Raw genomic sequence first — 5,018 nt, 5'->3', positions numbered from 1 at the left:
ACCTGCCATTCAACCCGGCTCTGCTCAAGAAGGTCGACGAACTGGAACTGTCGGTCCGTTCGGCCAACTGCCTGAAGAACGACAACATCGTCTACATCGGCGACCTGATCCAGAAGACCGAGGGCGAAATGCTTCGCACCCCGAACTTCGGCCGCAAGTCGCTGAACGAGATCAAGGAAGTGCTGACCTCCATGGGTCTGTCGCTCGGCATGGATGTGCCGAACTGGCCCCCGGAAAACATCGAAGACCTGGCCAAGAAGTTCGACGACCAGATCTAGTTTCAACCCTCCGCCCGTCTCCGTTCTGGAGAATGTCGGGGCGGTTAGAATGAATGCGGTTCAGGGTCCTGTGAGAAGGAAACCGGAGCCGGAGTAGGAGAGACCCCGATGCGCCACGGCGCCGCCCACCGCAAACTCGGCCGCACGGCCAGCCACCGCACCGCCATGTTCGCGAACATGGCCGCGTCGCTGATCAAGCACGAGCAGATCACCACGACCCTGCCCAAGGCCAAGGAGCTGCGCCCCTTCGTCGAGAAACTGGTCACGCTCGGCAAGAAGGGCGACCTTCATGCGCGTCGTCAGGCCATCAGCCACGTCCGTGACGTGACCCAGGTCGGCAAGCTGTTCGAAACGCTCGGCCCGCGCTACGCCGAACGCAACGGCGGCTATATCCGCATCATGAAGGCCGGCTTCCGCCACGGCGACAACGCCCCGATGGCCGTCATCGAGTTCGTCGACCGCGACGTCGATGCCAAGGGCCTGGATTCGGGCCCGGTCTACACGGCCGACGCCGACGAAGAATAGGGTTCGGCCTTCCGAGGCTGGACAACGAAAGGGCGGCCCGAGCGATCGGGCCGCCTTTTTGGTTTTGGGAGACAGCTCGACGAACTGTCCGGCTCTTACCCCGCCACATAGCTCGGGTCAGCTTGAGCGCACTGTGGGTACCCTATGTCATACAGCCAGCCTTCATCTCGGCAAACGTAGCACTGCCCACCTGGGCCTCGTCTGACTTGAACGTCTCCAACAATAGAGGTCGCCAAGCGTTCGCACTTTCGCTCCCGGGCGACGACCCATCCGCCAGCCGTGAGGCTGACGATCCCCAGGACAATGATTGGCGCAATGAGGCGCTTAGGTCTCATGCTCGTGCCTTTTTCTCACGCGACTCAGCACGGATTGCAGACGGTCCTACTCCTTCGATAGGTCCTGGGTGCGGAACCAGGCGATGGCGCCGGCGAGGGGGATGAGGGTCCAGAGGGCGAGGCTGGTGAGGGCCTTGAGGACAGGGGCGTGGACGGCTGGGTTGTCGGCGCCCTGCTGGATCGCGGCCTTGAGCGACTCGAAGGCGAGGCCGGGCAGGATCAGGTGGGGGAGCCAGTCCTGGGGGTTCCAGCCCAGCAGGGCCAGGCCGGGGCCGCCGAACAGGGACTGGGCGAAGCCCACGACCCAGGGCACGAACAGGGCGGCCAGCAGGGACCGTGTCAGGGTGGCGGTTAGCAGGGCCAGCATGGCGTACTGGACGATGCGGACCCAAGACAGCAGCAGCAGCAGGATGAACTGACCGAGACCGGCGGCGTCCATGTCGAACCCCAGGGGGCGGGCGAAGATCACGGCCTGGGACACCGAGTGCAGCAGGCTGGCCAGAAGGAAGGCGATCATGCCGGACAGGGCCAGCAGCTTGAACACCGCCACCTTGCCCAGGATCAGATTGGTACGGCTGTTGCGGGCGCTGATCAGCCGCCAGGTCTCCCAGCGGTAGTCACCGGCATACAGGGTCGCGGCCCCGATCAGCATGAAGACCAGGATGGCGCCGTTGGCCCCCATGCCGGCCCCGGTCAGCAGGCCCTCGGCGAGGTTCACCGGCTCCTGACCCATGCGCTCGGCGATACCGGGGGGAAGCTGGGGGGCCTTGGACTTGGTGATGATGTGGAAGGCGATGCCGCCCAGGAAGTAGAGGACGGGGACGAACAGCACGCTCCAGAACACGGTCATCCGGTTCCGGGTCAGGCGGTAGGCCTCGGAGAAGACGGAGTCGAACAGCAGGGTCGGGTTCATCAGACGGCCTCCGCCTGGATGGCTTCGGGCGTCTGGACGCTGCCGGTCTCGGTCATGAATACGCTTTCCAGGTCGGCGCCGACCCAGCGGGCCTCGTCGATGTCGACGCCCTGTTCGATCAGGGCGCGGAGCAGGGCAGGGCCCTCGGCACGGGGGATGGCGGCGAGGACGGCGGCGCCTTCCAGCGTCCCCTTGTCGCCGAGCACGCCCATGATCTGGGCCAGGGGCGTGCCCGACAGGCGCAGGCGTTCGCCGCCCGCGGTCAGGTCCTTGACCAGACCCTCGCGGACCAGGGCCCCCTTGTTCATGATGGCCACGCGGTCGCAGACGCGCTGGACCTCGAGCAACTGGTGGCTGGCGAGGACGACGGTGATACCGTCACGGTCGGCCAGAGAGCGGATCAGGGCGCGCATCTCCTGGATGCCGGGGGGATCCATGCCGCTGGTGGGCTCATCCAGGATGACCAGTTCCGGCTCGGTGATCAGGGCGATGGCGACGCCGAGGCGTTGCAGCATCCCGACCGAGAAGCCGCGCACCCGACGGTCGGCGGCGGCGGTCAGGCCTACGCGATCCAGCCAGCCGGCGACCCGGGCGGGGTCGGCCTTGAGCCCGTGGGCCGTCGACAGCCAGACCAGCACCTGACGCGCGGTCAGATAGGGCGGAAACCGGGGCGTCTCGATCATCGAGCCCATGCGGCGGCTGGCCGCGACGTCGCCGCCCCCACCCATGTGGACGGTGCCGCCCATGACCAGGGCCTGGCCCTCGGTCGGCTTGATCAGGCCCAGCAGGATGCGGAACAGGGTCGACTTGCCAGCACCGTTGGGGCCGAGGACGCCATAGACCCCGCCGCGCGGAATGGTCAGGCTGAGCCCGTCAAGGGCACGGACCGAACCATAGGTCTTGGTCAGGTTGCGGGTCTGGATCACATCGCTCATGGCGCGAGAGTGGCGCGACCGGGGCGGCGGGGCAAGCCGCCTGCGGATTAAGGTTCTGCAACGTCGCCGAAGGGTGGGCGCGGGGTCGGCATGCCGAAGGCGATGAGGTCGCCGTCGGGGGCCAGGACGATCAGCTCGCGCTGGCCATAGGCCTTGTCGGCCGGGCCGTGGACGTCGCCGGGCGGCAACCCGTCGAGCCGGGGCTTCAGCTCAGCGTACAGAACGTCCACGTCGCGGACGTCGATGTAGTAGCGGAAGGTCCGCTCGGGCGGGCTCGATCGCGGGCAGTCCCGCTGGAGCAGGCGGAAGGCCGCGCCTTCGCGGCGGATGTAGGCATAGCCGGCCTCGCGGTAGGGGATCTGGAAGCCCAGGACATCGACGAAGAAGGCCAGGGCGGCCTCGATGTCATCCACGTGCATGAAGGGGGTGGCCTGGAGGATGTTGGACATGACCGCGTCTCCCGTTGCCGGCTTCCTATCATCCGGGCTTCCACGGCGTCGAGGAGCGCCGGTCGTCGTGACGGCGTCGCGGAAGGGGGCTAGGCATGCAGAGACCCCGGAGATGACCATGGCACCTAGACTGATCCTGTTCCTGCTGGCCCTGACGGTGTCGGGGTGCGCGAGTTGGCCGGCGGGGTTCGGGGGGAGCGGCAAGGCCGAGCGGCCGATCGTGGTGCTGGTCTCCATCGACGGGTTCCGGGCCGACTATATCGAGCGGGGGGCGACGCCGACCCTGTCGCGGTGGGCGAGAGCGGGGGCCTCCGGGTCGATGCAGCCCTCGTTCCCGACCAAGACCTTTCCCAACCACTATACGCTGGTGACGGGTCTGCGGCCCGACCACCACGGGATCGTCAACAACACCATGGTGGACCCCACCATCCCCGGCGTGACCTTCAGCCTGAGGAACGCCGACGCGGTGACGGACCGGCGCTGGTGGGACGATGGGGAGCCGATCTGGGTGACGGCACAGAAGGCGGGCCTGACCTCGGCGGCCATGTTCTGGCCGGGGTCGGAGGCCGAGGTTCGGGGGGAGAGGCCCAGCCTGTACGCCAAGTTTGACCAGGCGATGCCGGGCGATGCCAGGGTGGACCAGTTGCTGGCCTGGATGGACCTGCCGGATGACGGTGGGCCAGGAGCGGACCGGCCCGACATCGCGACCCTGTATTTCGACATCGTGGATACGGCCGGGCACGAGCACGGGCCGGATGCGCCCGAGGTGGCGACGGCCCTGGCCTCGGTCGATCAGTCGCTGGCGCGGCTGGAGGCAGGATTTCGGGCCCGGGGGCTGTGGAGCCGGGTCGTGGTCATCGTGGTGTCGGACCACGGGATGGTCCCGACCTCGCCGGAGCGGGTGACGCGACTGGGACCACTGGCCTCGTCGGCGGAGACGGCCTTCGTCCAGTACGGCGGGGCGATCGCCTCGATCGAGCCGTTGCCCGGCCATGAGGCGGCGGTGGCGGCCGAGGTGACGGGGCCGCACGAACACATGACCTGCTGGAAGAAGGCCGAGATTCCGGCGCGGTTCGCCTTCGGCACGCACCGGCGGGTGCCCAGCCTGTTCTGCGTTGCGGAGCCCGGCTGGGCCATCCTGAAGGCCGACCAGACCTTCCGGGGGAATGGCGGCGGCGACCACGGCTATGACCATGAGGCACCCGAGATGCAGGCCATCTTCGTGGCCCACGGGCCGGGGGTCCGGCGCGGTGCCCGGATCGAGGGTCTCGAGAACGTGGACGTCCACGGCCTGATGGGGCAGCTGCTGGGGATCGCGGTCCCGGCCGATGACGGGGACCCGGCGCGGGCGGCAGGGATTCTGGGGGACTGAAGCCGGGCCGCGCCGCGAAAACAGGGTCTGAAAGGTCCGGAATGTCCGAAAATGTAAGGCGCGCCTTACATTTTCAGGGAGTTCGGACTCAAAAATGGAGTCCGAAGAGTCCGTTGAGTCCGGACTCCTTCGACTTCTGCGGGCCGGGCGGATGTCAAAGACCGAGGCGAACCGGCATCCTACCACGATGGCGAACGGCGCCAGGTCGAAA

Annotated in this window: 6 protein-coding genes; 3 read left to right on the top strand and 3 right to left on the bottom strand. The window is 67.5% G+C overall.

From position 1 onward, the window contains the following. Positions 1-278: DNA-directed RNA polymerase subunit alpha C-terminal domain-containing protein (locus ACILQR_RS15510; protein WP_395652284.1), on the top strand; the 278-nt coding region annotated here is incomplete at its 5' end. A gap of 108 nt (positions 279-386) precedes the next feature. Further along, positions 387-803, top strand: a complete 417-nt coding sequence (gene rplQ, locus ACILQR_RS15505) for a 50S ribosomal protein L17 (protein WP_271146925.1) — start codon at positions 387-389, stop codon at positions 801-803. Positions 804-1,184: 381 nt separating this feature from the next. On the opposite strand, the gene ACILQR_RS15500 is transcribed toward rplQ, so the two are convergent. From ACILQR_RS15500 to ACILQR_RS15490, 3 genes are read right to left on the bottom strand one after another with little or no spacing between them, the layout of a single operon-like run. Beyond that, the gene (locus ACILQR_RS15500; RefSeq protein WP_395652283.1) at positions 1,185-2,051 is read right to left on the bottom strand and encodes a hypothetical protein; all 867 of its coding nucleotides are present in this window, start codon (positions 2,049-2,051) and stop codon (positions 1,185-1,187) included. Then, positions 2,051-2,986, bottom strand: coding sequence for an ABC transporter ATP-binding protein (locus tag ACILQR_RS15495; RefSeq protein WP_395652282.1), 936 nt, complete (start codon positions 2,984-2,986; stop codon positions 2,051-2,053). The genes ACILQR_RS15500 and ACILQR_RS15495 overlap by 1 nt, the downstream gene beginning before the upstream one ends. Before the next feature lie 47 nt (positions 2,987-3,033). Continuing rightward, positions 3,034-3,435: a bleomycin resistance protein gene (locus tag ACILQR_RS15490; protein ID WP_395652281.1), complete on the bottom strand. Its 402-nt coding sequence runs from the start codon at positions 3,433-3,435 to the stop codon at positions 3,034-3,036. 118 nt (positions 3,436-3,553) lie between these two features. On the opposite strand from ACILQR_RS15490, the gene ACILQR_RS15485 reads away from it, so the two are divergent. Continuing rightward, complete coding sequence (locus tag ACILQR_RS15485) at positions 3,554-4,807, top strand: ectonucleotide pyrophosphatase/phosphodiesterase (protein ID WP_395652280.1); 1,254 nt, start codon at positions 3,554-3,556, stop codon at positions 4,805-4,807. Positions 4,808-5,018 lie beyond the last annotated feature (211 nt).

This window comes from Brevundimonas sp. (genome assembly GCF_044239655.1).
Lineage (GTDB): Bacteria > Pseudomonadota > Alphaproteobacteria > Caulobacterales > Caulobacteraceae > Brevundimonas.
The sequence above is the reverse complement of the archived record's forward strand: the minus strand, read 5'-3'. Positions and strand labels throughout refer to the sequence as shown.

Bases quoted from the DNA above. Each gene is read 5' to 3' on its own strand.
- rplQ (WP_271146925.1), top strand. From the start codon at position 387: ATGCGCCACGGCGCCGCCCACCGCAAACTCGGCCGCACGGCCAGCCAC.
- ACILQR_RS15500 (WP_395652283.1), bottom strand. From the start codon at position 2,051: ATGAACCCGACCCTGCTGTTCGACTCCGTCTTCTCCGAGGCCTACCGC.
- ACILQR_RS15495 (WP_395652282.1), bottom strand. From the start codon at position 2,986: ATGAGCGATGTGATCCAGACCCGCAACCTGACCAAGACCTATGGTTCG.
- ACILQR_RS15490 (WP_395652281.1), bottom strand. From the start codon at position 3,435: ATGTCCAACATCCTCCAGGCCACCCCCTTCATGCACGTGGATGACATC.
- ACILQR_RS15485 (WP_395652280.1), top strand. From the start codon at position 3,554: ATGGCACCTAGACTGATCCTGTTCCTGCTGGCCCTGACGGTGTCGGGG.